Origin of the sequence: Pseudomonas sp. AK181 (genome assembly GCF_051122975.1) — a bacterium.
In the GTDB taxonomy this organism is placed as follows: Bacteria; Pseudomonadota; Gammaproteobacteria; order Pseudomonadales; family Pseudomonadaceae; genus Aquipseudomonas; species Aquipseudomonas lactis.
The window spans coordinates 1,564,622-1,589,672 of the sequence record NZ_CP146348.1; the positions used below are offsets into that span (position 1 = coordinate 1,564,622).

Here is a 25,051-nt window from a genome sequence, read left to right on the forward strand (position 1 = left end):
TTCCAGTGGTGGCGGATTATGCCCCAAGCGCGTGGTTTATAGGGTTAGTCGTCACATTCCATCCAGATTGGGCAGGAGAAACACCATGCAAGCAGCACACACTTATCGCTGGGGCTTCAAGGCTGCGGCGCTGTTACTGATCAGCAGCGTGCTGAGCGGTTGCGGCATCAACAACATCCCGACCCTGGACGAACAGGCCAAGGCCGCCTGGGGCCAGGTGCAGAACCAGTACCAGCGCCGTGCCGACCTGATCCCCAACCTGGTGGAAACGGTGAAGGCGTATGCCGCCCACGAACAGGAAACCCTCACCGCGGTGATTGAAGCGCGGGCCAAGGCCACCTCGATCCAGGTGGATGCCAGCACCCTGGACAACCCCGAGAAACTCAAGCAGTTCCAGCAAGCCCAGGATGGCCTGAGCGGCGCACTCAGCCGTTTGATGGTGGTGTCCGAGCGTTACCCGGACCTGAAGGCCAACCAGAACTTCCTGGCCTTGCAATCGCAACTTGAAGGCACCGAGAACCGTATCGCTGTGTCTCGCCGTGACTTTATCCAGGCCGTACAGGCTTACAACACCGAGATCCGCACCTTCCCGGGCCGCCTGTGGCACAGCGTGATGTACAGCGACTTGCCGATCCGCGCCACGTTTGAAGCCACCAGCGCCGATGCCGATAAAGCGCCGCAAGTGAAGTTCAAATAAGGCTGCACTGAGGTGTCGATGCGTTTATTACGGATAGGCCTGGCGCTGTGGCTGTTGGCCTGTGTGGGCGTGGCCCAGGCGGCGCTGACCTTCCCGGCGCTGACCGGGCGGGTGGTAGACAGCGCGCAGATGATCGACCCGGCGGTGCGCGAGCAGCTGACCCAGCAATTGCAGGCGCTGGAGCAAACCTCGGGCGACCAGTTGGTGGTGGTCACCGTGCCCGACCTGCAGGGCGTGCCCATTGAGGACTACGGTTATCAATTGGGCCGCCAGTGGGGCATTGGCCAGAAGGGCAAGGACAACGGCGCGCTGTTGATCGTCTCCCGTGATGACCGCCAGTTGCGCATCGAAGTCGGCTATGGCCTGGAAGGCGTGCTGACCGATGCGCAATCCTGGGTGATCATCAACCAGGTGATCCTGCCCAAGTTCAAGGCCGGCAATTTCAGCCAGGGCATCAGCGATGGCGTGGCCGCGATGATCCAGGTGGTGGGCGGTGAGCCCTTGGCGGTTCCGGCCCATGTGGCGGATGCGAACTTCGCCATGGATAATCCCGGTTTTTCCATCGGCCTGTTTATCCTGCTGATCGGCGTGTTGTGGTTGTGCAATCGCCTGGGCTTGCCGGTGGGCGCCATTCTGCTGGCGATTCTCAACAGCAGCGGACGCGGCGGCGGTGGGGGCGGCGGTGGCGGTGGTTTCCGTGGCGGCGGCGGTGGCTTTGGCGGCGGCGGGGCTTCGGGCGGCTGGTAATGACAATAACGAAAATAGAGCATCTACAACCATGGCATTACTGACTGAACACGAGCAGCGCCAAGTCGCCGAAGCGATCGCCCGGGTCGAGAAAACCACCGACGCGGAGTTGGTCACCGTGCTGGCGGCGCGCGCCGACGACTACGCTTACATTCCGTTGTTGTGGGCGAGCTTGATCGCGTTGGTGGTGCCGGGCGTGGTGCATTACCTGTCGGGTTACCTGACCATGTACACCTTGCTGGTGGCGCAGTGGGCGACGTTCATTGTGCTGTGCCTGGTGTTCCGTTTGCCCAAGGTCACCACCCGGCTGATCCCGCGTTCGGTACGCCACTGGCGTGCGTCCAACCTGGCGCGGCGGCAGTTTATGGAGCAGAACCTGCACCACACGGTGGGCAGCACCGGGGTGCTGATTTTTGTCAGCGAGGCCGAGCGTTATGTGGAGATCCTGGTGGATGAGGGGATTTCCAAGCGCCTGGATGACAGCAATTGGGATGCGATTGTCCAGGCGTTTACCCAGCAGGTGAAACAGGGGCAGACGCTGGCCGGGTTTATCGCCTGCGTTGAAGCCTGTGGCGAGTTGCTCAAGGTGCATGTGCCGGTGACCCAAACCCGCAACGAGCTGCCCAATCGCCTGGTCGTGCTCGAATAACCGCTTGCTGTGGGAGCCGGGCTTGCCCGCGATGGCATCGCCTCGGTTTGCCTGATTAACCGAGTTGCCTGCATCGCAGGCAAGCCAGCTCCCACACAAGGCAGTATCCCTATTCGGTTTGATTGACCGTTGATCAAATAACCCCGTGCCCTCAACCCCCATCCCGCCTAAAATGCCCGGCATTCTTTATCCGAGGCGTTTTTGTTCATGTCCGTCACCGCTCAACCTGCCCGCCCTGCGCCGGATCATCATGCCCAGTTCATCGAACTGTTGAGCACAAGCCTGGCGCAGAACGCGTTTATCAAGCTGGTGCTGGCCAAGTACGTCGGTGAAGAAGCCGAGCTGCAGCGGCTGATCATCAAGCCAGTGGTGGTCAAGGAGCAGCCATGCCTGTCGTTCGTCTATCGCTACAAGACCCGCGACATCACCAAGAACTTTCCCGTGGCCGACGGCGTGGCGGCGATTGCCGAGCTGTTGCCCAACTCGTTCAAGAACGCGCACTTGCTGGCGCTGACCGACGAAGCCCAGTTGGAATACAGCAAGAAGAACAAAAGCTCGTTGTTCAAAAGCAAACCGCAGCAACTGCGCGAGGCGCCGTCGGCTGAGCATAACCGTGAGAAAAATCGTTTCCTCGACCTGAGCCGGCCGTTCCTCGCCGACCTGGGCGTGACCGACGCCAAGCAGGCGCTGATCCCCTCGATGTCGCGCAAGTGGAAGCAGATCAACAAGTTCATCGAAGTGTTCAGCCATGCGCTGACGTCGTCGCCGTTGCAGCTCGACCGCCCGGTGCGTGTCGCCGATTTCGGCTCGGGCAAGGGCTACCTGACCTTCGCCATTCACGATTACCTGCGCAATACCCTCAAGGCCGAGGGCGAGGTCACCGGTGTCGAGTTGCGTGAAGACATGGTCACCCTGTGCAACAGCGCCGCCGCCCGCCTGGAGCACCCGGGCCTGGTGTTCAAATGCGGCGATGTACGCAGCGTGGCGCCCAGTGAGCTGGACGTGATGATTGCCTTGCACGCCTGTGACATCGCCACCGACTATGCGATCCACACCGGCATCCGTTCCGGTGCGTCGATCATCATGTGCTCGCCGTGCTGCCACAAACAGATTCGCCTGCAGATCCAGAGCCCGGCGTTGCTCAAGCCGATGCTGCAATACGGCCTGCACCTGGGCCAGCAGGCGGAAATGGTCACTGACAGCCTGCGTGCGTTGTTCCTTGAAGCCTGTGGCTATGAGACCAAGGTGTTCGAGTTTATCTCGCTGGAACACACCAACAAAAACAAGATGATCCTGGCGGTCAAACGTGCTGAGCCTGTGGACAGCGCGCAGCTATTGGCGAAAATCCAGGAGCTCAAGGCGTTCTACCACATCACTGAGCATTGCCTGGAAACCTTGTTGCGCGGGGATGGCTATCTGGCCTGAAATGGGCGCGGTTCGCTGTGGGAGCTTGCTCCCGTGACGGCCCGGCGGCCAGCGCATATCTACCTGGCGGCCCGCTATCCAAATGTGGGAGCTGGCTTGCCTGCGATGGCGGCCTGCCAACCGCCCCATATCTATCTGACACCCCACGATCCAACTGTGGGAGCTGGCTTGCCTGCGATGACGGCCTGCCAGCTCATACCTATCTAGCTGACGCCCCGCGATCAAATTGTGCGGGCTTGCTCGCGAAGGCGGCCTGGCAGTCGACGCAGTTATACCGAGTACATATCCATTCCTGCGGTAACGGCCACTTAGGGTTCCGCCCTGACGGCGGCTCACTTTTGAAAAGCGCAAAAGTAAGCAAAACGCTCTTGCCCCACCACTCGGCACCTCGCTTGGGCTCGGTGTGCCCGAACGCAGTCTTGAATCCGTGGGCCGCCGCCACGCGCCATCCATGGCGCGGGGCGGCTAACCCGGCGTCCTGCCGGGTTACCCACGAATTCAAGCCTGCGTTCGGCCAGCGTGGTTTGACGGGGCGCTTGAGATCAAGATCAAAAGCAGATCAAGAGCGACTCGCTTCGCATCGTGGTTACCGTTGAGCGTTACGGTGTTGTGTAGATACCTATGGCTATCAGCTCCCACATTTGGAATACGTGCGTGCTTAGAAAAACCGCGTCACGCTGATCTTCGCATCACGCCCTTTGGTGTACGCCCGGTCGCCGCTCAAGGCCGGGCGGAAGTTTTTGTTGAACAGGTTGTCTACCGTGAAGTTCACCTCGGTGCCTTTGAGGTACGCCTGCTGCGGCGTCCATTTGGCGAACAGGCCCTGGGTGTTGTAGCGCTTGTTGCCGTATTGGTCGTAGAACAGATCGCCGATGCTGGAGCCTGGGCCGCCGGAGTATTTGTCGCTGGGCAGGCGGTCGGTGGCGCCGATGAATTGGCCCATCCAGCCCACTTGGGCATCCCAGGCCGGGATGTGGGTGCCCAGTACCAGCACCCATTTGGTCGGGGGGATGTCCCGCGCTGCTACGTCCGGGCCCCAAGGGTTGGTGTAGGCGCCTTGGTGCTGGCCCTTGGCATAGGCGAACGACACCGAGCCAAACAGGTAGGTGGAGTTGTAGATCGACTCGAGCTCAACGCCCTTGATGGTCAGGCTGCCGATATTGCGGTAGTTGGACATCGGCCCAGGCGGGCACGCTGAAGCGATGCTGCCGCCGTTGACAGCCTGGTTCTGGCAGCCTACGCCGGTGGCCTTGAAGATCTCGTCTTCGACCTTGTTGTGAAACAGGGTGGTGCGCAGTTGCAGGTTGTCGTCCTGGGCGATCAGGTTGTCGAAGCTGGTGATGTTGCCCAGGGTGATCGAGGTAATGCGCTCCGGGTCCAGGTCGACGCTGGTGGCGGTGCGGCTGCCCACGCCCTGCACTTCGTATTGTTCGTCGATCACCGGGGCGCGCCAGGTTTGGCTCCAGTTGGCGAACAGCCCCACATTCGGCGTCACGGTCCAGAACAGCGCCAGGCGTGGCGACCAGCCGGTGTAGGTGCGGTCGCTGTAGTCGTGACCCACTGCCGGGTTGGGGTTGTTGTAGTAGGGCGCATCGTTGCCTTCGCCGCGGTTGCGCACGTGGTCATAGCGCAGGGACGGTGTGATCGTTACATCGCCCAACGTCACCGCGTCCTGGATAAAGAAACTGTTGGTATCGACCTTGCCGTGGGGCATGAAACCCGGCTGGAAATGCCCGTAGTTGTAGCGCGGCGTGTTGTAGGTGGCGCCGGGCATCCACATTTCGGTTTCGCGGGTGTGCTTGCGCACTTGCCCGCCGACCGTCACGGCATGCTGCAAAGGGCCGGTGTCGAACAGGCTGACGTTGCGGATATCCAGGAGCTTGTCGGTGTAGGCGGTGTCCATCTTGCGCCCACCGGTGGCCAACTGGAAAAACGCCGTGGCGTCACGCTCATCGGTCTGCTCGGTGTTGGACTGGGAGTACTTGATGGTCAGGTCCACCAACGGGTTGTCCAGCGGCTGGTATTCATACTTGCCCGACCAGGTGGTGTCGACCGTGTCACGGTGAGCGAGAAAACGCTTCAACGCGCCTTCGTAGCCATAGCGGTTGATGTTGAACTGGGTCGGCGGCGTGGGGTAGCTGGCGGCGGAAAACGGGGTCCAGCGGTTGCTGTGGGAGCGCGAGTACGACAGCCCGACACTGTGCTCATCGATAAAATGCGCGTTGACCTTGAACAGCTTGCCGTCCACATCCTGGGCGCTGTTGGGCAGGCGCTGGGGGTTGATCGGGTACTCATTGTTGTCGTTGGGCAACTTGGCGGCCACTTTCATATCGCCGCCGTCGCGTTGGGTCAGGTAGGCCAGCGCATCGAAACGGCCATCGTCGGTACGGCCGTACACGGCACTGCTGTAGACCTGCTCATGGTCGTTGCTGGAGTAACCATATTTGAGCATCGCACCGCTGTTGCGGCCGTCCTGGAGCAGGTCCGGGGCGTCCTTGGTGACCATGTTGACCGTGCCGCCAAAGCCGCCATTGCCGGTGAACGGCGAGTTGGGGCCTTTTTCCACTTCGATGCGCTTGATCAGCTCGGGCTCGATAAACACCGTGCCTTGCTGGTAACGCTCAAAGCCTGTCTTGGTGGCACCGTCAACGGTCAGCGGTACGTCTTCGGCATCGCCGAAACCACGGATGTTGATGGTCTGGCCACCGGGTTTCAGCGAGCCGCCCTGGCTGACACCGGGTAAGGTCTGCAACAGGCTGGGGATGTTATTGGACTGGTAGCGGTCGATGTCGGCCTGGGTCAGGGTGGAGCGGTTGACGGTGCTGGCGTTCACCTCATTGCCGGTGCCGATCACGCTCAAGGTGTCCAACTGGATCGCACCACCGCTGGTGGTTTTGCCCGCATCGGGGCGCACCACGTAGGTACTGCCGACCTTGAGCAGGATGAGTTCGCCGTTTTTGAGCAGGGAGCGAATGGCTACTTCCGGGGTGTAGTCACCGTTAAGCGCCGGGGCCTGCACGTTCTTGAGCAGGGTTTCATCGAACAGCAGCTGGATTTTCGCCTGCTGGGCCACCTGGCTCAGGGACGTGGCCAACGGCTGAGCCGGCAGGTGCAGCTTGAACGACTCGGCCTCGGCGCTGAGGCTCAAGGCCAGGCACGTAGCCATGAGTGTCGGTCGAAGAAACAGGTGCGAAGCGTGGCAAGGCGCGCGAAACATGAAATCCCCCGGAGCGGCTAAATAGCCAAAAAGGTGTGCGTATCAAACACAGACAGGAGGAAGACGGGGCAGGCAAAGAAAACCACACATGCGAATGCAAGATATTCTCATGTATGGTGTTGCCGCCTATTTGCTCGGCTCGATTCTGATAGTGCCGTCAGCCGAGAGCACGGTTTTCACCGGCAATAGCGCGGGCAAGGCGTTGAGCAGGGCGTCCGGGTCATTCACATCAAGATTGCCCGATACCTTGAGTTGCGCCACGGCCTTGCTCACCTGCAACGGCGCCTGTGGACGGTACAGGCTCAGTTCGTCGATCAGGCTGGCCAGCTCGCGATTGCGAAACGACAAGTGCCCGCTGCGCCAATCGGCGACCTCTTCGGCGCTGAGGCTTTGCGGTTGCACGGTGCCTTTGGCGTAGTTGTAGGAGGCCCGCTGCTGGGCGCCGAGCAGGGTGGCGGGGCTTTTGCCATTTGGCGCGAAAGCGACCTGGCCATGGGCAACGCTGACCACCAATTGCTGCTGCCCGCGGCGCACATCGAAAGCAGTGCCCACCACCCGTACGCTCGACTCGCCGGCTTGCACGTAGAGGGGGCGTTCCTTGTCGGCGGCCACTTCGATGTACAGCTGGCCGTTGTCCAGGTGCAGCACCCGTTGATGGGCGTTGAAGTCCACGCGGATATGGGTGTTGGCATTCACATACAAGGTACTGCCATCCGGCAGATTCAACGTGCGCATGCCCTTGGCCTGGGTGGCCACCTGGCTGTGATACAGCTCGCGCGGTGCGCCGAGCGAGGTCGCCAGCACGGCGCACACCAAGGCGGCGGCCACCGCCAGGGCAGGGCGCCAGAGGTTGGGTTTGCGCTGGGGCAGTGCCAGCGGTTTGTTCAGTTGTTGCAATTGGGCGAGGTCCGCCCATAGCTGTTCGAATTCGGCGTACGCGCGCGCATGCGCGGGCACCGCTTGCCAGGCGGCAAAGGCTTTACGGTCGGCGCGGCTGACTTCGTTGCGGTTGCGCGCAAACCAACTGGCGGCTTGGGCGTCGATGCAATCGCTCGCTTGGCTGTCCAGCGCGTCGGTGTCGCTCGGGCGGTTCATTCTGGCTGCTCCGTGCCGGTGTCGGGTTGAAGGCGTCGCTTGCAGTGCAGCAAGGCAAAGGCGATGTGCTTTTCCACCATGCTGGTGGAGATGCCCATGCGCGTTGCGATCTGCGCCTGGCTCAAGCCTTCGAAGCGGTGCAGCATAAGGGCTTCTCGGCGGCGGGGCGAGAGTTCGGCGAGGACTTCTTTCAACTGTTCCAGGCGTTGCAGGCGCAGGGCGGCGGCCATGGGGTCGTTGTGCTCGTCGGTGACCGGCTCGGCATCCATTTCGGCGTGATCAGGGTGGACGGTTTGCCGTACCTTCTGTTTGCGCCAGTGATCGCGCAGCAGGTTGCGCGCCATCTGGAACAGAAACGCCCGTGGCTGCTCGACCTTGGCCCGGTCGCGGTAGCCCAGCCATTGGGTAAACACATCCTGGGCCATGTCCGCCGCGTCGCTGGCGTTGTCCGTGCGTTTACGCAGGAAATACAGAATGTCTGCATAAAACCCGCGACAGGCATCGGCCGACGACGGGTCGGGCTGGGGACGAGACATGGATATCCTTCTTGACGAAGCACGGCTTGGAAAAGTCGTGAATGATATCGAGAATTATTGTTATTTGTCTCTATGCAAGTGCCATCTCCTGGTGGGAGCGAGCTCGCTCGCGAAAAACCAACAGGCGACACGAACACCCGATGGGCTGCGTTATCGTTGGCGTTCTTCGCGAGCAAGCTCGCTCCTACAGTGTTTACTTCAGAAGTGTTTTCAGTTGCTCGATCCCTGCTTCGCCCAGAGGGAATACCGGTAGGCGTGGATTACCCACTTCCAAGCCGGTCAAGCGCAACCCGGCCTTGATCGTCGCCGGCAGCCCGCCTTTGAGGATGAATTGGAGCAAGGGCAACTGTCGGTAGAACAGCTCGCGTGCCTTGTTCAAGTCATCGGCCAGTACGGCCTGATACAGGCTCAGGTTCAGTTGCGGGATCAGGTTCGGCGCGGCGGTGCACCAGCCTTTGGCGCCAGCCGCGAAGGCTTCCAGTGCCAGCGGGTTGCAGCCGTTGTAGAACGGCACGTCACTGTGCAGTTTCAACTGGTGCATGCGCTGGATGTCGCCAGTGCTCTCCTTGACCATGGTCACGTTCTCGACCTGCTTGAGAATCCTCAGGATCAGCTCCACCGACATGTCGGTGCCGCTGGTGGCCGGGTTGTTGTAGAGCATGATCGGCACGCCGATGCTGTCGCCGATCGCGGCGTAGTGAGCGAGGATTTCCGCCTCACTGAGTTTCCAGTACGAGGCCGGCAGCACCATGACCACATCGGCGCCGTGCTCTTCGGCATAGCGGGCGCGGCGCACGGCCTTGGCGGTGGTGAGGTCGGACACGCTGACAATGGTCGGCACGCGCTTGGCGACCTTCTTGATGCTGTAGGCGCTGACTTCATCCCACTCGGCATCGCTCAGGTAAGCGCCTTCGCCCGTGCTGCCCAAGGGCGCGATGGCGTGGACGCCGCTGTTGATCAAACGGTCGATGGAGTGCCCGAGGGCGTCGAGGTCAACGCGTTGGCCGTCGGCGCTGAAGGGGGTGATGGTGTAGCCGATGATGCCGTGAATGGTTGGGTTGGACATGGGGAAAACTCCGGTCGAAAAAGGGGCAATCAGTTCAGGCAATCAGCGTGCTTGCGCAGGTTTTGCCGGGCGTAGTAGTTGAACGCGGCGCCGTGGCGCTTGGGCTTGGAGATCCAGTCATGGGCCTCGCGCCCCAGCTCCGGCAGGATCGGTTTGACCGTGCCCGCAGACATCGCCAGCAACTGCAACTTGGCAGCCCGTTCGATCAGTTGCGCAATCACGCAGGCTTCTTCGATGCTGGCCCCGGTGGACAACTGCCCGTGGTGCGAGAGCAGGATGGCGCGCTTGTCGCCTAGGGCCGTGGTGATGATTTCCCCTTCTTCATTGCCCACCGGCACCCCGGGCCAGGCTTCCAGGAAAGCGCAGTCTTCGTACAGCGGGCAAAGGTCCATGTGCGACACCTGCAGCGGTACTTCCAGCATCGACAGCGCGGCGATATGCGTGGGGTGGGTGTGGATGATGCAGTTTACATCCGGTCGACCGCGGTACACCCAAGTGTGAAAACGGTTGGCAGGGTTGGGAATGCCGTGGCCTTCCAGCACCTCCAAGTCTTCGTTGACCAGCAGCAGGTTGCTGGCGGTGATTTCGTCAAAACCCAGGCCCAGTTGCTGGGTGTAGTAGGTGCCAGGCGCTGGCCCACGTGCGGTGATCTGCCCGGCCAGGCCGGAGTCGTGGCCGTACTCGAACAGGATTCGGCAGGTCAGCGCCAGCTTTTGCCGGTCGGTCCACGTATTATCTGCCAGGCTGTTTTGCATCTGGCTCAGTGCTTGCTTGACCAGTTGGTCTTTTGGGAGTGCTAATGTCTTGGCCATATCGGTGTCCTTTGGGTGGTTCAATGGACGTCGGATTTGCTGGTCGCCCGCTGCTCGCAAGGTCGTTGGGTGAATGCAAATGACACCAAAGATGCTATATGACACTTTGTGTCATTGGCAAGCCTGTCTCATCGCTTTCTGCATGGATTAACCGCAGCAAATGTCTATCCGCTTGAAAATATTAAGAAAAAAACTTGGCGTGACCCTGGAGGCCCTGGCCGAAAAATCCGGGATGACCAAGAGTTACCTGTCGAAAGTCGAGCGCGGGCTCAATACGCCGTCCATCGCTGCGGCGTTGAAACTGGCCAAGGCGTTGAACGTGAAGGTCGAAGAGCTGTTCAGCGAAGACAACGTCAGCCTCGACAGCTACAGCCTGGTGCGCAGCCATGAGCGGCCCGACACCTCGCCGGGTTATGCGGTGCTGGCTCATCAAGTCAGCGAGCGCAGCCTGTTGCCGTTCATCATCTACCCGCCGGCGGAGTTCACCGACAAGACCTTTAAGGAGCACCTGGGGGAGGAGTTTTTATTCGTGCATGAAGGCCAGGTGGAAGTGGATTTCATGAACGAGCGCGTGCTGCTGGAGCGCGGCGATGCGCTGCATTTCAACGCGCAGAAACCCCACCGGATTCGCTCGGTGGGAGAGGTGCAGGCGCAGTTGCTGGTGGTGGTGCACAGCGCTGAGGAATGACCACTCTCATTCTTTGAAATGCAGTCAATGTGGGAGCTGGCTTGCCTGCGATAGCGGTTTATCTGTGCCCAATCTGTTGCTGACCCACCGCTATCGCAGGCAAGCCAGCTCCCACATGTTGATCAGCGTTCCACAGGGACTGACAGCGCTGGATTGCCCAGCGGATGCGTACGCGCCGCAAAGAATTTCAGCGTTACGCCACTACCCTCGAACAACTCCGAATACCGCCGCTTCTGCTGGCGAATAAACCCATCACTGCGCCCCGACACCGAGATCGCCAGGGTGCTGATGCTGGCCTGGCCAATAGCATCCACCAGGTGTTTATCCTGCGGCCCCAAGTCATGGCCGAAGATGCACAGCGCGCCATCATGGTTCAACAGCTGTTCATAACAGAACGACAGATAATCCGAACTGCGGATACTTTTGAGTTTCTCCTGCACCTTGCCTTCACTGACAAACAGCGGCACATCGTCGAGGGTTTTGATCGTGTTGTTAATGGCGAAACTGCTGAGCAGGGTGCTGTCGGTGGACGGCAATTTACGCGCCGTGCCGTCAAGGTTGCGCACCAGGTGCAGGCCGCCGTGCAGGTACAGGATGCGGGTGGCGTCGGTGTGCGTATTGCGCAGGTCGAAGCTTGAGTCGGCACTGCTAAACAGGTCGTCGATGCCCGGTGCGTGCAGGGTCGCCCAGTAGTTGAGCAAGTCGTAGTTACTGGTGAAGACGGTGGCGTAGGTGGCTAATTCTGCGTGGATCGTCGCCAGCGTCGACGGCTGCACCAGGCGCCAGGGAATGTGCACGGTATGGATGGTGTTGATCAGCGCTTCCTTGATCGCGTAGTAGCGGTTACGCGGCGCCGCCGAGCTGACCGCCAAGGCCTTGTTGACCCGGCTGGTGGTTTTCAAGGCGCTCAGGGCTTGCTCGAAACTGCGGGTTTGCAAGGCGTCGAACACGCTGAGTTCGGAGGGGCTCAGGGGCTTTTCTTCGACGGTACGGGCGTTTTCGAACAGCGAGTCGTAGGCGAAGTCTTCCCAAATCGTGCGGCTGGCGCCGTTACCGATCAGAATCCCGCTGAAGTCGACGGCAGCGCGCAGGGCACTCCAGTCTTCAAGGTGGGCGTCAATATCCTGGAAATCCTTCATTGCGGCGGGTCTACTCGAAATCGGCTGGGGGGTGACTTTATCACGAGCCGGCATTGATCCTGATCAAGATGCGCCACGCGGTACAGGTTGATTCTGTCGGCATAAAGCCTTTGAGGATCGATCATGAGCAGCACGTTTTTCATCCCCGCCGTCAACATCATGGGCATCGATTGCCTCGACGAAGCGATGACCGCCATTCGCAACTATGGCTTCGGCAAAGCGTTGATCGTCACCGACGTCGGCCTGGCCAAAGCCGGTGTGGCTGGCATGATTGCCGAGAAGCTGGCGATGCAGGATATCGACTCGGTGATCTACGACGGCGCCAAGCCCAACCCCAGCGTGGAAAACGTCGAAAAAGGCCTGGCGTTGCTGCAGCAGACCGCCTGCGATTTCGTGGTGTCCCTGGGCGGCGGTTCGCCCCATGACTGCGCCAAGGGCATCGCCCTGTGCGCCACCAACGGCGGGCGTATCGGCGACTATGAAGGCGTCGACCAATCGAGCAAGCCACAACTGCCGCTGGTGGCCATCAACACCACCGCTGGCACGGCCAGCGAGATGACACGTTTTTGCATCATCACCGACGAAAGCCGCCACGTAAAAATGGCCATTGTCGATCGCAACGTCACGCCGCTGCTGTCGGTCAACGACCCGGCCCTGATGGTCGGCATGCCCAAGGGCCTCACCGCCGCCACGGGCATGGATGCGCTGACCCACGCCATCGAAGCCTACGTGTCCACCGCCGCAACACCGATCACCGACGCCTGCGCGATCAAGGCCATCGAGTTGATCAGCGCCAACCTGCGCCTGGCGGTCCGCGACGGCACTGACAAGGCTGCACGGGAGAACATGGCCTATGCGCAATTCCTCGCCGGCATGGCCTTCAACAATGCGTCCCTGGGTTTTGTGCATGCCATGGCCCACCAATTGGGCGGCTTGTACGACCTGCCCCACGGCGTATGCAACGCGGTGCTGTTGCCCCACGTACAAAGTTTCAACGCCAGTGTTTGCGCCAAACGCTTGAGCGATGTGGGCCGGGCTCTTGGTGCGGATATCAAGGGCATCACCGTAGAAGAGGGCGCCCAGGCCGCGATTGCGGCGATTCGTCGGTTGTCTCAGGACGTGGAAATCCCTGCTGGTTTGCGTGAGCTTGGCGCTAAGTTGCAGGACATTCCGTTGCTGGCCAGCAATGCGTTGAAAGATGCCTGCGGGCTGACCAACCCTCGGCGGGCGGACCAGCGTCAGATTGAGGAGATCTTTCGGAGCGCTTTTTGATAGGCATAGGTACCTACACAAAGTTGGCACGACGCTGGGCTTTTGGCGAGGGAGCTTGCTCCCGTGACGGCCTGACAGCCAACACCTACCTGACACCCTAACGATCCAACTGTGGGAGCTGGCTTGCCTGCGATGGCGGCCTGACAGTCAACACAGTTGGATTGGGTACATATCCATTCTTGCGGTAACGGCCACTTAGGGTTCCGCCCTGACGGCGGGTCACTTTGGAAAAGAGCCCCAAAGTAACCAAAGGGCTCTTGCCCCACCACTCGGCACCTCGCTTAGGCTCGGTGTGCCCGTAATCCGCCAGTGATTTGGGGGGCCGCCGCCACGCGCCATCCATGGCGCGGGGCGGCTAAACCGGCATCCCTGCCGGTTTACCCCCCAAATCCCTGTCGAATTCCGGCCAGCGTGGTTTGACGGGGCGCCTGAGATCAAAAGCAGATCAAGAGCAGATCAAGATCAAGGGCGGCTCGCTTCGCATCGTGGTTACCGTCGGCTGCGACAACTTAGAAAGTTGTGTAGTTTTGATAGGCGCAGCCTTCAGCGGCACGCGTTAAGCTACACCCCCAATGCATTCAAGCATCAAGCGTGCGGCGTGCCGCTGAGGTCCTTTCATGAGAGTTCTGTTATTCGGCGCCACCGGCATGGTGGGCCAGGGTGTGCTGCGCGAGTGCCTGCTGGCGGCCGATGTGCAGGAAGTGGTGGCCGTGGGCCGCACGCCCTTGACCCAGGAGCACGGCAAGCTGCATCAGGTGTTGCACAGCGACATGCTGGATTTCCAACCCCTGGAAAACCTGCTGCAAGGTTTTGATGCGTGCTTCTTCTGTCTGGGTGTTTCGTCGGCGGGCATGAAAGAAGCGCGCTATACCCACCTCACCTATGACCTGACCCTGGTGGCGGCCAGTACCCTGGCGCGGCTCAATCCGCAGATGACGTTTATCTATGTGTCCGGCGCCGGCACGGACAGTTCCGAAGCCGGCAAGTCGATGTGGGCGCGGGTCAAGGGCAAGACCGAAAATGCCTTGCTGCGCCTGCCGTTCAAGGCGGTGTATCTGTTCCGTCCGGGGATCATCCAGCCGTTGCACGGTGTGCGTTCGAAGACGCCGTTGTATCAATCTTTCTATAGCGTGCTCGGGCCTTTGCTCTCGTTTGCACGGAAGTTGAAACCGGACTGGGTGGTGAGCACCGAGACCGTCGGCCGTGCGATGTTGCAGGCGGCCAGCCAAGGCGCGCCGCAGCCCGTGGTGGAGCAGGCGCAGATCAATCGCCTGGCGGCTGAGCGCCGCTGAACTGAATCAACGCCACGCCACCGATCAGCAGTAACGCGCCCAGTACCCGCGAGGTTGTCAGCTGACGTTCCACCAGGCCGAACAGGCCGAAATGGTCCAGTAGCAACGAGGCGAGGATCTGCCCGGCCATGGCCAGCGCAATGAAGCCTGATGCGCCGAGCTTGGGCAGCAGCATCAACGCCAATGAAATGAAACACACGCCAAAGGCACCACCGGCCCACATCCACAACGGTGCCTTGTTGATAAAGGCCAGGCTCGGCAGAGGCAAACGCAGCGCCACAATCACCGGCAGCAGCACGATGATGCTTACCAGCAACGACGCCAAGGTGGCCCACAAAGGATGGCCGAGCCCGCGCCCGAGGTTGGCGTTGATCGCACTTTGAAACGGTACCACTGCACCGGCGAACACCGCCAGCGCCAACAAACCTACCCAATGCAACACCGTCATCTCGACGCTCCCAGAAGTTTTGCTGGACTCTAGGTTATTCGTCGCGCAAATTTAAATTCAAAATTCTTATGCTGGGCATGCAGTTGATGAATGATCTGCGCCGCATCGACCTTAACCTGTTGGTGATTCTCGACGCCTTGCTCAGCGAGCAGCACGTCACCCGCGCCGCCGAGCGCCTGCACTTGAGCCAGCCGGCAGTCAGCCATGCCTTGGCGCGGCTGCGCGATATGCTGGGCGATCCGCTGCTGATGCGTCAGGGCGGCACACTGGTGCCAACCGCGCGCGCCCTGGAGTTGGCGGCACCCTTGGCCGAAGCCCTGGCTCAGGTGCAGGCATTGCTGGCGCCGAATCGTTTTGATCCCACTTCTGCCAAGCGCCGCTTTCGCGTGGCGATGTCTGACTACAGCGCAGCGATTTTCCTGCCCGGCCTGGTTCGCGTCCTACGCCAGGAAGCGCCCGGTATCGACTTGCAGATCATCCAGGCCAGCCGCGAAGGCATGGTCGACGGTGTGCTCAATGGCGACCTCGACCTGGCTGCGGGCGTATTCCCCGACATGCCCGCCGAACTGCGCACTACGCCGCTGTTCGAAGAGCATTACACCTGCCTGGTCGACCGCGACAGCCTTGCGCCCAACGGAATGCTGGACCTGCCGGCCTACCTGTCGCGCCCCCATGTACTGCTGGAGATGCGTGGCAGCGGCACGCCGGAAATCGAACGGGCATTGACGGCCATTCGTGAACGTCGGCATGTGGCGATCAGCCTGCCGCATTGGGGTGTGGCGCCGCAGTTGATTCAGGGCACAGATTTGATTCTGACGGTGTCGTCTCGGGGTTTACTCAATATCGACGCTCGGCAATTGCTGGCCGTGCCACCGCCGTTTCATATTCCTTCGTTTGCCTTTGAGTTGGCCTGGCATACGCGGCGGGGTGGGGATGCGGGTTTGCAGTGGTTGATTGGTCGGGTGGTGGGTGTATTGTCCGCAGACCAACGATAACGCGAGAAAACCTACATGCTCAGCGGTTTCAACCACCTGACCCTGGCCGTCACCGATGTGCCGCGCAGCGTCAGTTTCTATCACGACCTGCTCTGCCTGCAGCTCGACGCAACTTGGGACCACGGTGCCTACCTCTCACTGCCTGGGCTTTGGCTGTGCCTGTCGCTGGACCCGTTGCGTTCGACCGCTGCGGCCGTGGATTACACCCACTATGCCTTCACTGTCGATGCTGCTGATTTCACCGCCTTGGTCGAACGCCTGCGCGCCGCCGGCGTACAGGAGTGGCGAGACAACCGCAGCGAAGGCGCATCGTTTTATTTTCTCGATCCCGATGGCCATAAGCTGGAGGCTCATGTCGGCGATCTGGCCTCGCGCCTGCAAGCCTGCCGTGCCAAGCCCTATGCCGGAATGAAGTTTTACCCACCGCGCTGAAACATGCAGAATCGATCATCTTTAAGCGTCTGTCGGAGCGTCTATTTATGACCCCATCCTTGCTGTTCGCGGTGCTGGCTTCGGGTTTTATTTACGGCATTACCCCAGGCCCTGGCGTCCTGGCCGTATTCGGCATTGGTGCGGCCCGTGGCCGGCGTGCAGGGGCGGGTTTTTTGTGCGGGCATTTGCTCGGGGATGTGGTGTGGTGCAGCACGGCGCTTATTGCCATCGTCGGTGCGCGGGAAGTCGGCAGCAGTGCCTTTGATGTGCTTGGCGTAATCAGCGGGGCGTATCTGTTCTGGCTGGGCTGGCGTGCGATCCGTACCCAACGCCGCAGCAGCGATGCCCCTCAGGGCGCCGCGCGGCACCCGTTCTGGCACGGCATTCTGTTTGGCTTGACCAACCCCAAGGCCTATCCGGTGGCCGTGGCGACCTTCACTGCGTTGCTGTCCAGCCGGGCCGAGCTGTTGACCTGGTCGATGCTGCCGACCTTGATTCTGCTGAGCTTTATCGGTGGCTTGCTGGCCTACGCGATCCTGATTGGCGTGGTGGGTGCCCAACGGGTGCGCACGCTGTATCAACGCCATGAAATCCTGATCACCAAGCTCTGCGGCGTGATGTTTATCGGCTTCGCCCTCAACGCCTTGGCGCACGCATTGCCGGGTCTGTTCGGCAGCAAGGCTGCCTGAGGCGCCGACGACCGTTCGTCGCACGGGGAAGTTTTTTCTAAACCTTTGCCGCCCTGAAAATTCGAATTCAGGGCGGGGTGTATGCCCCCGCACCTATTTTTGCCCTGGAGGAACCCATCATGAGCCGCATGGCTATCCGGTTACGCACCGCCAGTTTCGCGATGCTGCTGGGCCTCGGCGCCAGCAATGCTTTCGCCCAGTCGCCCGCAGAATTCATCGAGCAGGCTTCGGCCAAAGGCATGGCCGATATCGAAACCAGTCGCATGGCCCACGCCAAGACCTCGTCCCAGGAAATCAAGGACTACACCATCGAGGTCATCAACGAGCGCACGCTGGCCAACCAGCACTTGGCCGCGATCGCCAAGAAGCTGGATTTGCCAGTGGCCCCGCGAGAGAAGATCGTCGATAAAGCCGAAACCCTGATGCCCGAACTCAAGGACGGCGATTCCTTTGACGCTGCCTATACTGCGCAGCAGGTCAAGGAGAACGAAGACGCCATCGCCTTGTTCCAGAAAGAGGGCGCCGCGTCGGATGTGCCGGAGATAAAGGCACTGGTGGATGAGACGCTGCCCAAGCTTGAAGAGCGCCTGCAAAAGGCCCGCGCCCTGGCCTCGACCTATGGCAAGGGCCATCAAGGCGACGGCTGAGGCCGCTGCCTGATATGAAAAACGGCGGTTGGAGAGGATCCAGCCGCCATTTTTTATGCCGAGTTCAGGCCCGTTCTGGACGCGGCCTATAACGCCAGTTCACCTTGGCCGGTGCCTTCCAGCGCCAGTAAATACTGCTTGGCCGCCAGCCCGCCCGCGAAGCCGGTCAAGCCGCCAGAAGCCCCAATCACCCGGTGGCAGGGCGCAATAATTGAAATGGGGTTACGCCCATTCGCCGCGCCGACAGCGCGCACGGCTTTGGGGTTGCCGATCTGCTCGGCGATCTGGCTGTAGCTGCGGGTTTCGCCGAAGGGGATGGTCAGCAGTGCCTGCCAGACCTGCTTCTGGAAGTCGGTGCCGGTAAAGTCCAGTTCCAGCTCGAACTGGTTACGCGTTCCGGCAAAGTATTCCTGCAGTTGGCGTTCGGTTTCTAAAAGCACCGGGCTGTCGTGGGACTCGATCAATTCACCCAGGCGTACGCGATTGGCGCGTTCGACTTCCCAGAGGATGGCGCTGAGTTTGCCATCGCGCGCCACCAGGGTGAGTTCACCGACAGGGGAAGGCATGAGCTTGTAGTGGTAAGTCATCGGCAGGCTCCTTGAAGGGCGTGAAGGGGGACGACGTCACTGTAGTTCCATCAGAGTGTCTGGAAACTACGTTTCTTGCGGTCAAACTAGAAGTTCCAGTAAACCCAGCTTGAGTAATAGGGGGACACGTAGAGCCAGGCGATGATGCAAAGGGCCTTCAGGACTGACGCCGTACTTAACATGACCATAGAAATGACGTTGAGCAGGGTCAAAATCAAAGCGAACATAGCCACACGTGGGGTTGCGTGACGCCACGCAAACCTTACGCCATACCCTGACGCGACAATCACCCCTAACTCCAGCAATAATCTAAAAGGGAAGGGGAAGGGCAGGCGCACAAACGAGATCAGCAGTGGTAAAACCAGCACCCAGCCGGCTACTTGGCGCAGGATGATTTTGGGTGTGGGTTGCTTGGTTCTCAGCATTGCCTGCTTCCGGTCTCTGGGGCGACGAGCTTGTATCATCGCGACGTTTAGCCCTCACCGCAGTAAGACTTTACTTAGGTGCAACTACCGCTCCTGCTGTAATACCTTGAGTGCCGCCGACGCCAGAAACCCCGAACGGCTCTTTTCCTGCGGATGATTCAGCACATATTCATCGATGCGATTCAACAGATAGCCGGGCAGGGTGATGTTGAGCTTTTGGGCCTTGCCCAGGTATTTGGTCACGTCGATGTCCACCACAGCCCAGGTGCAACCGGCGTACTGAGGGTTGGCAGCGTGTACGGTGACTTTCTGCGCGGTGGGGATCGGCGCGCCATCTTCTGCCAGGATCTCGAAGTGCCCTTCGATGGCTTCGCGGGCCATGGCCATGGCGTCATCCAGGTCCTCGCCGGCCGAATAACAGCCAGGAATATCCGGGACTTCCACGCCCCAAGCGTGGTTTTCGTCGCCCGTTGAAATTGCGATGGGATAAAGCATGTTCTTGCCCTCCTTCTGGTGGGTTTTGGTGGTGACTATACCCACAGCTATAAAATTATCAACACTCTACCTACCAACGGGTGATGTTCGAGATTTCGATAGGTGTTGAAGTGTATGGGCTCGCGGGAATGATGCCGCTTGGAGGTATTGCAAGGTACTTCACGCCATCAGGCTAGGAACGCTGAAGACCGAATTCAAGGCATAAAAAAACCGGCCACCAAGGACCGGTTTTTTGTGCATCCTGCGCCAGAACCCTCCTGACGCAAGTGCAAATCTGAGTGGAGCGGGTAGAGGGAATCGAACCCTCAACTAAAGCTTGGGAAGCTTTCGTTTTGCCACTAAACTATACCCGCTCAGAGCGGCTGACTTTGTACCAGATGTTCAGCTGGATTTGAAGTTTTTCTTTGAAAAATGTGAGAGTTGCGTGTGGCGAGCAAGCTTGCTCGCCACAGTGTCAGGCTTGATTTCAAAGCGCCCATGCATGCTGCGCCTGGCCCTGGTTATACCGCAACGGGCTGGCGGGCCGCTGCCCCTTCAAGAAGCCCACCACGGCCTCACGGCTATCGCGACACGCAGCTTTGTGTTCCATGTCCAGGAAGTGTCCCGTCGCCTGGATGGTGCTGAAGCTGCTCTTGGCCACATGCTGGCCAAACAGCTTGGCGTCGTCTGCACTGGTGTATTCGTCCCATTCGCCGTTCAAGAACAGCACCGGAATATCGATCTGTCTGGCGGCCTTGAGATAGCACTGTCGGTCGCTGTTGAGCACATGGCTGATGTGAAAATGCATCTGCCCATATTCGTGCGCGGCCAGGCTGCTGACATGGCGGTAGTTGAAGCGTTTGAACAGCGACGGCAGGTGCTTGCCGATAGTGCTGTTGACCAGATGACCGACACGGTCGCGGTCGAGGTTACCCAGGTAGTCGACGCCCCGTTCCAGGTAGTCACGCATTGGCGCATTGATCACTGGCGAGAATGAGCTGATCACCGCTTTTTCCACGCGCCGCGGCCGGTGCGCAAGGGCGACCAATGTGGCGGCGCCGCCCCAGGAGAAGGACAACACGTGTTCAGCGGCGAAGTGGTCGAGCAGTTCCAGGAGGATCTGGCCTTCGACTTCCTTGGTCAGCATGTGCTCATGACGGTTGTGGATTTTGGAGCGGCCAGCGTAGGGCTGGTCGTACAACACCACATTGAATTGCGGGTACAGGCTTTTCACGGTTTGAGCGAAGGACGCTGTGGTCGCCATGGAGCCGTTGACCAAGACGATGGTCTTGGCCGCTGCGTCCGCGCGATAGAACTCCGTGTACACCCGATACTGACCCTGTATATCCAGCACAGCGATTTCTGGCCTCATGTCGTAAGACTCCTGGCAAGCGGGTAGTGCGCGCAAATCACTCTGCACGAGCTTTATGACAGGTAGGCATACGCCTGGAAAATGAGCGCCCATATCGGTCCGATGACGGCTGGCCGGCGGGTGTTGTTATGGCGGGCGGTTTGCCGGGAGGGCCCGAAGATCAAGCGCGGGCGAGGCAAGGTGTTTCTTGGAGGTTATAAGGCGACTCGTCAGTCATCATCTGGCTGACGCCTTGATTCAAGCAGCACCGAAGGCAGGTCGCAAGGCAAGCGGCTGGTTTTTTGCCATCACCGGCTGAACGGTCGTCAGACTTGTCGGATCTCGTCGTCAGTCAGTGCCCGATACTGGCCCGGCGCAAGCGACGCATCCAGCGCCAAAGGCCCCATTCGCTCGCGGTGCAGGCCGGTCACCTTGTTATCAAAATGCCCGAACATGCGCTTCACCTGGTGATAGCGGCCCTCGATGATGCTCAACCGGGCCGTTCTAGGGCCCAGCAGTTCAAGTTCGGCAGGTTGGGTAGTGAGATCTTCAAAAGCGAAATACACGCCTGCCGCGAACGTCTGCGCGTACTGCGGGCCGATGTCCTGTTCGGTTTGCACGTGGTACACCTTGGGCAACTTGGTTTGCGGTTGCGTGAGGCGCCGCGACCATTGGCCGTCGTTGGTGATCAGCATCAGGCCGGTGGTGTTGAAATCCAGGCGCCCGGCGATATGCAGGTCGGCTTTGTCCGGTTCGTCCAGCAGGTCCAGGACCGTGGGGTGTTGCGGGTCTGATGTGGCGCTGACGCAACCCTGAGGTTTGTGCAGCATGAAATAACGCGCCGGCTTGCCCGCTTGCAGGATTTCACCGTCCACGCAGACCTGGCTGAATTCCCGTACGTCATGGTGCGGATCGCTGACCGCAACACCCTCGACGGTTACCCGGCGCTCCACCAGCAGCAGGCGTACTTGCTTGCGATTGAACTGTGGCAGGTTGCTGAGGAAGCGATCAACGCGCATCGCGGCTACGCAACTGTTCGTCCACTTGGGCGCAGCGCGGGCACAGGCAGGCTTTATTGCGCAGTTCATCCGGCAGGGTTTCAAGCACCGCTGGGTCGATGGTGACGCTGTAGCACCAGCAGGCCTGATCGGCCGTGCGCGGGTCGGCCAGGGAGCAGTCGTTGCGGGCACCGCAGGCGGGGCAGAGGGTCGGTGTGGTCATGGGTCGGTTCAGAAGGGAATCGGGTAGGGCGCGTTAGTTATTGCACGATACAGCGCGGCTGAGCGACATTCCATCTCCATGGCTGTCTAGCGGGGCTTCACTTCGTCTGAAACAGATGTTTCAACTTGTGTCGCGAACGCACCAGATTCTGTTTTTGATGTCAGATGTTTCGTCATTCAGTGAAGGCTGAATGCCGCTCGCCAGCGTCGCTGGAGGAGCTCTTCCGCGGTCCAGGAGGCCGCCATGTATCGACGACTGCTGCTCATCGCTTTGCTCGGCCTGACCCTTTCAGCCTGCGTGCCCTACTACGATGGAGGCGCTACCTACTATCGCTCCGAGGTCTACACCGCACCGGCGCCAGCCTACTACTACGGCGGCCCGCGTTATTACCCGTCCGGGCGCAGCTATTACGCGCCAGCGCCCCGCTACTATGCGCCACAGCCTCGTTATTACTCGGCGCCGCGCTACTACCAACCAGCCCCGCGTTATTACCCCCGCGCCGGCTACCGGCCCTCCCAAAACCAGGGGTGGGGCGACCGCTGGGGCAATGGCGGGCGTGGCCGTGGTTCCGACCACGGAGGTGGCCGCGGCGGTCACCGTTAAATATCTTGAAAAACAAGCGGCGCATCATGCGCCGTTTTTTATGGGTACCGTACGTCCGTACTGTCAGATTTAACAGCTATCTTTGAGGTGCTAGCTGTATTTCACTAGCGCAGAGCCGAGTGCTTTTGCGTGGTGAGACTGAGCAGATGGAATCCCTATGTTCAAACAATTGATTTGCGTGCTACTGCTGATGAGCTACGTCATTGCGCCGGCAAGAGCGGAGCAGGGCTGTCCTTATACGACGCAGATCGCGTACGCCGACGGCCATTATCGCGCCAAGGACCATGGCCTGCGCTGGCAAAGCCCGAGGGTTGCGTCTCGTGGTGTAATCGACGGATTCATTGGCGCAGTGTTCATGCCGGGCGAGGGCGAGGAGAGAGGAAACGGCTACATGGACAAGTGCATCTACCGCACCAGTTGGAACGGGGTGGTAGCGTTGAGGCCACGCAAGGGCAATGAGGTTATCAACATGTCGTTGACCAGCACCTTGTATTGGAAGCCGCAGCTCGATGCCTTCGAATTGCCGGTGTATACCTGCGTGGACAGCCAGCCGGACAATTGCGCTTTCAAGGTCAACGACAAGCGTACAGACCTGTCAGTAGTCAGATAAATCCGCCAGAGGATTCCTACCCTCCCAGGCCTTGTCAAAGTGCGCCTGCACCACCGCTTCCGGCAGTGTGTTGATATCTGGCCAATGCCAATGAGGCGTCTGGTCTTTGTCGATCAGGCGCGCCCGAACCCCTTCGGCGAACTCCGGATGACGGCAGCAATTGAGGCTCAGGGTGTATTCCATCTCGAACACCTGGGCCAATGAGAGGTGACGGGCACGCTGGAGCTGTTCCCACACCAGATGCGCCGTCAGCGGGCAGCCCTCACTGAGGGTTTTGCCGGCGCGGTTCAATAGCGGGTCGCTGTGGTCGCGCAGCAGGCTCAAGGCGCGCCAGGCACAGCGCACATCTCCTACATCCAGCCATTCGTCGATCTGTGCGCGGCGCGGTAGCCATTGTGCTTCGGGTTGCTGGCTGACCGCCTCCTGGGCCAGCGCCTTGAGCAGACTGTTGAGCTGCATCGCGCTCTGTTCCTGCCAGTTCAGCTGCAGCAGGCCATCGAGCAATTCGTCTTGCTGGTCATCGCGCAGGAAGCGATCGGCCAGGCCCAGGTCCAGCGCGTCGCGACCGTTGATATGGGCGCCGGTGAGACCCAAAAACAAGCCGAGCTTGCCCGGCAAGCGCGACAGGAACCAACTGGCACCCACATCCGGGTACAAGCCAATGCTGATCTCGGGCATGGCCAAACGACTGCTCGGCGTAACGATACGCACGGCGGCGCTTTGCAACAGCCCCATGCCACCGCCCAATACATAACCGTGGCCCCAGCAGATCAACGGCTTTGGGTAGGTATGCAGGCGGTAGTCAAGACGATATTCAGCGGCGAAAAACTGAGCAGCCAGGGCTGGAACCTCACCGGGCTGTTCACGGCACGCCTGGGCCAGGCTGCGTACTTCGCCACCGGCGCAAAAGGCTTTGGGGCCGTTGCCGCGCAGCAGCACGCAGACGATCTGCGGGTCCTTGGCCCAAGCCTCCATGCGCTCATCCAGGGCCAGGATCATCGGCAGGGAGAGGGCGTTAAGGGACTTTGGCGCATCCAGGCTGGCGATGCCGATGCGAGCGCCGCCACTGCCGGTCAGTTCTTCGAAATGCAGGTTCATCGTGACCTCAATCGAGAAGGTGAAGGATGAGTATGATCCCTTCGAGGGAAAGTGCCGGTGCTGTGTCAGATCAATTGACAAGCGGGGTCGGCTTTCCTAGGGTTCGCCTCATTCTTTTTTACAAGACAATGCAACTATGACCGATGGCGACCGTATCAAACTCGAACCCAGCTGGAAACACGCCCTGCGCGATGAGTTCGAGAAGCCCTACATGGCGCAATTGCGCGAGTTTCTGCGCCAGGAACATGCCGCTGGCAAAGAGATCTACCCGCCCGGCCCATTGATTTTCAACGCCCTCAATTCGACACCGCTGGACAAGGTCAAGGTGGTGATCCTCGGCCAAGACCCCTACCACGGCCCTGGCCAGGCCCACGGCCTGTGCTTCTCGGTACAACCGGGCGTGCCGACGCCGCCGTCGCTGGTCAATATCTACAAAGAACTCAAGCGCGACCTGAACATCGACATCCCCAACCACGGTTACCTGCAAAGCTGGGCGGACCAAGGCGTACTGATGCTCAACACCACCATGACCGTGGAGCGCGCCAATGCCAATGCCCATGCGGGCAAGGGCTGGCAGTTTTTTACCGATCGGATTATCGAAGTGGTCAGTGAGCATCAGCCGCACTTGGTGTTCCTGCTGTGGGGCGCCCATGCTCAAAGCAAGCAGAAGCTCATCGACGCCACCAAGCATCTGGTGCTGACGTCGGTGCATCCGTCACCGTTGTCGGCGTATCGTGGGTTTCTGGGCTGCGGGCATTTTAGCCGGACCAACAAGTTTCTTGAGCAGAATGGTGAGGCCCCCATTGAGTGGCGTTTGCCACCGGTCTGAGGCCTGG

The 25,051-nt window shown here is 60.2% G+C and carries 28 protein-coding genes and 1 tRNA gene; 14 read left to right on the plus strand and 15 right to left on the minus strand.

Going from position 1 to position 25,051, the window contains the following annotated elements:
• Positions 1-85 precede the first annotated feature (85 nt).
• From V8689_RS07270 to V8689_RS07285, 4 genes are all read left to right on the plus strand, one after another.
• Positions 86-697, plus strand: coding sequence for a LemA family protein (locus V8689_RS07270; protein WP_014717327.1), 612 nt, complete (start codon positions 86-88; stop codon positions 695-697).
• Positions 698-715: 18 nt separating this feature from the next.
• Positions 716-1,444 carry a TPM domain-containing protein gene (locus V8689_RS07275; RefSeq protein WP_056790441.1) on the plus strand — a complete coding sequence of 243 codons (729 nt, stop codon included), beginning with the start codon at positions 716-718 and terminating at the stop codon, positions 1,442-1,444.
• A gap of 31 nt (positions 1,445-1,475) precedes the next feature.
• The gene (locus V8689_RS07280; RefSeq protein ID WP_032893090.1) at positions 1,476-2,093 is read left to right on the plus strand and encodes a TPM domain-containing protein; all 618 of its coding nucleotides are present in this window, start codon (positions 1,476-1,478) and stop codon (positions 2,091-2,093) included.
• 207 nt (positions 2,094-2,300) lie between these two features.
• Entirely contained in the window at positions 2,301-3,518 is a 1,218-nt protein-coding gene (locus V8689_RS07285; RefSeq protein WP_056790444.1) for a class I SAM-dependent methyltransferase, read from the plus strand.
• 658 nt (positions 3,519-4,176) lie between these two features.
• Here V8689_RS07285 and V8689_RS07290 read toward each other — a convergent pair.
• The 5 genes from V8689_RS07290 to V8689_RS07310 all read right to left on the minus strand — a co-directional run bounded on the left by V8689_RS07290 (position 4,177) and on the right by V8689_RS07310 (position 10,244).
• The gene (locus V8689_RS07290; protein WP_056790446.1) at positions 4,177-6,735 is read right to left on the minus strand and encodes a TonB-dependent receptor; all 2,559 of its coding nucleotides are present in this window, start codon (positions 6,733-6,735) and stop codon (positions 4,177-4,179) included.
• A gap of 126 nt (positions 6,736-6,861) precedes the next feature.
• Complete coding sequence (locus tag V8689_RS07295) at positions 6,862-7,830, minus strand: FecR family protein (protein WP_056790449.1); 969 nt, start codon at positions 7,828-7,830, stop codon at positions 6,862-6,864.
• Positions 7,827-8,366 carry an RNA polymerase sigma factor gene (locus tag V8689_RS07300; protein WP_056790450.1) on the minus strand — a complete coding sequence of 180 codons (540 nt, stop codon included), beginning with the start codon at positions 8,364-8,366 and terminating at the stop codon, positions 7,827-7,829. The genes V8689_RS07295 and V8689_RS07300 overlap by 4 nt, the downstream gene beginning before the upstream one ends.
• A gap of 193 nt (positions 8,367-8,559) precedes the next feature.
• Positions 8,560-9,432, minus strand: coding sequence for a dihydrodipicolinate synthase family protein (locus tag V8689_RS07305; protein WP_056790454.1), 873 nt, complete (start codon positions 9,430-9,432; stop codon positions 8,560-8,562).
• A gap of 29 nt (positions 9,433-9,461) precedes the next feature.
• Entirely contained in the window at positions 9,462-10,244 is a 783-nt protein-coding gene (locus tag V8689_RS07310) for an aldolase (RefSeq protein ID WP_056790457.1), read from the minus strand.
• Positions 10,245-10,404: 160 nt separating this feature from the next.
• On the opposite strand from V8689_RS07310, the gene V8689_RS07315 reads away from it, so the two are divergent.
• Positions 10,405-10,932 (plus strand): helix-turn-helix domain-containing protein, encoded by a 528-nt coding sequence (locus V8689_RS07315; RefSeq protein ID WP_032893083.1) that lies wholly within the window; start codon positions 10,405-10,407, stop codon positions 10,930-10,932.
• 122 nt (positions 10,933-11,054) lie between these two features.
• Here V8689_RS07315 and V8689_RS07320 read toward each other — a convergent pair whose 3' ends face one another.
• Positions 11,055-12,071, minus strand: a complete 1,017-nt coding sequence (locus V8689_RS07320; RefSeq protein ID WP_056790461.1) for a DUF4917 family protein — start codon at positions 12,069-12,071, stop codon at positions 11,055-11,057.
• Positions 12,072-12,194: 123 nt separating this feature from the next.
• On the opposite strand from V8689_RS07320, the gene yiaY reads away from it, so the two are divergent.
• Positions 12,195-13,343: an L-threonine dehydrogenase gene (yiaY, locus tag V8689_RS07325; RefSeq protein ID WP_056790463.1), complete on the plus strand. Its 1,149-nt coding sequence runs from the start codon at positions 12,195-12,197 to the stop codon at positions 13,341-13,343.
• A 617-nt stretch (positions 13,344-13,960) separates the two neighbouring features.
• A complete protein-coding gene (locus V8689_RS07330; protein ID WP_056790466.1) occupies positions 13,961-14,635 on the plus strand; it encodes an NAD(P)H-binding protein in 675 nt (224 codons plus the stop codon).
• Here V8689_RS07330 and V8689_RS07335 read toward each other — a convergent pair.
• Entirely contained in the window at positions 14,607-15,083 is a 477-nt protein-coding gene (locus V8689_RS07335; RefSeq protein WP_056790469.1) for a DMT family transporter, read from the minus strand. The genes V8689_RS07330 and V8689_RS07335 overlap by 29 nt on opposite strands.
• 77 nt (positions 15,084-15,160) lie before the next feature.
• Here V8689_RS07335 and V8689_RS07340 point away from each other — a divergent pair, with 77 nt between their 5' ends.
• The 4 genes from V8689_RS07340 to V8689_RS07355 all read left to right on the plus strand — a co-directional run bounded on the left by V8689_RS07340 (position 15,161) and on the right by V8689_RS07355 (position 17,846).
• The gene (locus tag V8689_RS07340; protein ID WP_397388232.1) at positions 15,161-16,078 is read left to right on the plus strand and encodes a LysR family transcriptional regulator; all 918 of its coding nucleotides are present in this window, start codon (positions 15,161-15,163) and stop codon (positions 16,076-16,078) included.
• A gap of 15 nt (positions 16,079-16,093) precedes the next feature.
• Positions 16,094-16,510 carry a fosfomycin resistance glutathione transferase gene (gene fos, locus V8689_RS07345; protein ID WP_056790474.1) on the plus strand — a complete coding sequence of 139 codons (417 nt, stop codon included), beginning with the start codon at positions 16,094-16,096 and terminating at the stop codon, positions 16,508-16,510.
• 47 nt (positions 16,511-16,557) lie between these two features.
• On the plus strand, positions 16,558-17,199 hold the full coding sequence (locus tag V8689_RS07350; protein ID WP_056790478.1) for a LysE family translocator: 642 nt from the start codon (positions 16,558-16,560) through the stop codon (positions 17,197-17,199).
• 119 nt (positions 17,200-17,318) lie between these two features.
• On the plus strand, positions 17,319-17,846 hold the full coding sequence (locus V8689_RS07355) for a DUF4142 domain-containing protein (protein ID WP_003189402.1): 528 nt from the start codon (positions 17,319-17,321) through the stop codon (positions 17,844-17,846).
• 86 nt (positions 17,847-17,932) lie between these two features.
• On the opposite strand, the gene V8689_RS07360 is transcribed toward V8689_RS07355, so the two are convergent.
• The 7 genes from V8689_RS07360 to V8689_RS07390 all read right to left on the minus strand — a co-directional run bounded on the left by V8689_RS07360 (position 17,933) and on the right by V8689_RS07390 (position 21,904).
• Positions 17,933-18,433, minus strand: a complete 501-nt coding sequence (locus tag V8689_RS07360; RefSeq protein ID WP_056790480.1) for a methylated-DNA--[protein]-cysteine S-methyltransferase — start codon at positions 18,431-18,433, stop codon at positions 17,933-17,935.
• Between the two features lie 86 nt (positions 18,434-18,519).
• Positions 18,520-18,858 carry a hypothetical protein gene (locus V8689_RS07365; protein ID WP_056790482.1) on the minus strand — a complete coding sequence of 113 codons (339 nt, stop codon included), beginning with the start codon at positions 18,856-18,858 and terminating at the stop codon, positions 18,520-18,522.
• Positions 18,859-18,942: 84 nt separating this feature from the next.
• On the minus strand, positions 18,943-19,353 hold the full coding sequence (locus V8689_RS07370) for a type II toxin-antitoxin system HicB family antitoxin (protein WP_056790485.1): 411 nt from the start codon (positions 19,351-19,353) through the stop codon (positions 18,943-18,945).
• A 279-nt stretch (positions 19,354-19,632) separates the two neighbouring features.
• A tRNA-Gly gene (locus V8689_RS07375) sits at positions 19,633-19,706 on the minus strand.
• Between the two features lie 113 nt (positions 19,707-19,819).
• Positions 19,820-20,704, minus strand: a complete 885-nt coding sequence (locus V8689_RS07380; RefSeq protein ID WP_056790488.1) for an alpha/beta fold hydrolase — start codon at positions 20,702-20,704, stop codon at positions 19,820-19,822.
• 305 nt (positions 20,705-21,009) lie between these two features.
• Positions 21,010-21,702 carry a pseudouridine synthase gene (locus V8689_RS07385; RefSeq protein WP_056790491.1) on the minus strand — a complete coding sequence of 231 codons (693 nt, stop codon included), beginning with the start codon at positions 21,700-21,702 and terminating at the stop codon, positions 21,010-21,012.
• Positions 21,692-21,904 (minus strand): cysteine-rich CWC family protein, encoded by a 213-nt coding sequence (locus V8689_RS07390; RefSeq protein ID WP_056790495.1) that lies wholly within the window; start codon positions 21,902-21,904, stop codon positions 21,692-21,694. The genes V8689_RS07385 and V8689_RS07390 overlap by 11 nt, the downstream gene beginning before the upstream one ends.
• Positions 21,905-22,147: 243 nt before the next feature.
• On the opposite strand from V8689_RS07390, the gene V8689_RS07395 reads away from it, so the two are divergent.
• Positions 22,148-22,507, plus strand: coding sequence for a hypothetical protein (locus V8689_RS07395; RefSeq protein WP_056790498.1), 360 nt, complete (start codon positions 22,148-22,150; stop codon positions 22,505-22,507).
• Between the two features lie 157 nt (positions 22,508-22,664).
• On the plus strand, positions 22,665-23,117 hold the full coding sequence (locus V8689_RS07400) for a DUF3757 domain-containing protein (protein ID WP_056790502.1): 453 nt from the start codon (positions 22,665-22,667) through the stop codon (positions 23,115-23,117).
• On the opposite strand, the gene V8689_RS07405 is transcribed toward V8689_RS07400, so the two are convergent.
• The gene (locus tag V8689_RS07405) at positions 23,103-24,215 is read right to left on the minus strand and encodes an enoyl-CoA hydratase/isomerase family protein (protein ID WP_056790504.1); all 1,113 of its coding nucleotides are present in this window, start codon (positions 24,213-24,215) and stop codon (positions 23,103-23,105) included. The two genes, V8689_RS07400 and V8689_RS07405, sit on opposite strands and share 15 nt — an antisense overlap.
• A 136-nt stretch (positions 24,216-24,351) precedes the next feature.
• On the opposite strand from V8689_RS07405, the gene ung reads away from it, so the two are divergent.
• Positions 24,352-25,044: a uracil-DNA glycosylase gene (gene ung, locus V8689_RS07410; protein ID WP_056790506.1), complete on the plus strand. Its 693-nt coding sequence runs from the start codon at positions 24,352-24,354 to the stop codon at positions 25,042-25,044.
• The last annotated feature ends 7 nt before the right edge of the window (positions 25,045-25,051 follow it).